Genomic DNA, 720 nt, shown 5'->3' on the forward strand with positions numbered 1-720 from the left:
GGGCAGCAAGCCTCGCAAGAAAAAACAGGCATTCACAAACGCGTGAGCCTGCGCAATGTGCCCAAGGGCCGCGCGCGCGGCACGCTCGACAAGGTGGAAGCCGTCTCGCGCAACATGGGCGGCCCGCAAGGCCAGCCGGAGCCGGAAGATGAAGACCTGGACTGGCTGGAGCAGCAGGGCCAGCAAGGCCACGAAGCCGCGCAGGAGCAAAGCCCCGCTGCGCGGAAATACCAGGCCATCGCCCTGTGGCTGCTCGCGCACGGCCAAATGGCCGCCCTGCGTGAGCTGGCCCACGGCCATCGCGTGCTGCTGCTGGCCCCGGCGGCTGATGCGCCGCTGACCTTGGCAGGCCACGTGCTCGTGCCCGAACGCGCAGCCGTAGCCGTGGAAGATGGAGCAAGCCAGATGCAAATGGGCGCGCAGGGCCAGGCCCTGGAGCTGCCCGCCCGCTGGACGCAAGCCCTGCCTGCCGACAGGCAATGGCGGCAATGGAAGCTGCGCCAGCAAAGCGATGAAAGCGGCTGGAGCCTGCAAGCGCCGCGCCCTGAGCGCGGCACGCCGCGCCTGCTGGCCGCTGACAACGCAGCCGAAAACACAACCGGAACGGCCCGCCTTGCAAACACCCCGGCAAGCGCCGCCGAAAGCGCCCCGGAGCGCGCCGAACTCATCACCCTGCCCGAGCCGCGCCGCCTGCGCCGCCTGCTGGAGGGGCAGTGGGCC

The 720-nt window shown here is 70.3% G+C and carries 1 protein-coding gene; it reads left to right on the plus strand.

Going from position 1 to position 720, the window contains the following annotated elements; translation table 11 throughout:
- The coding region (locus tag QB898_RS13130; RefSeq protein WP_279525308.1) for a hypothetical protein at positions 1-720 on the plus strand (720 nt) is incomplete at both ends.

Origin of the sequence: Ottowia cancrivicina (assembly GCF_029813755.1) — a bacterium.
Classification (GTDB): Bacteria; Pseudomonadota; Gammaproteobacteria; order Burkholderiales; family Burkholderiaceae_C; genus Ottowia; species Ottowia massiliensis.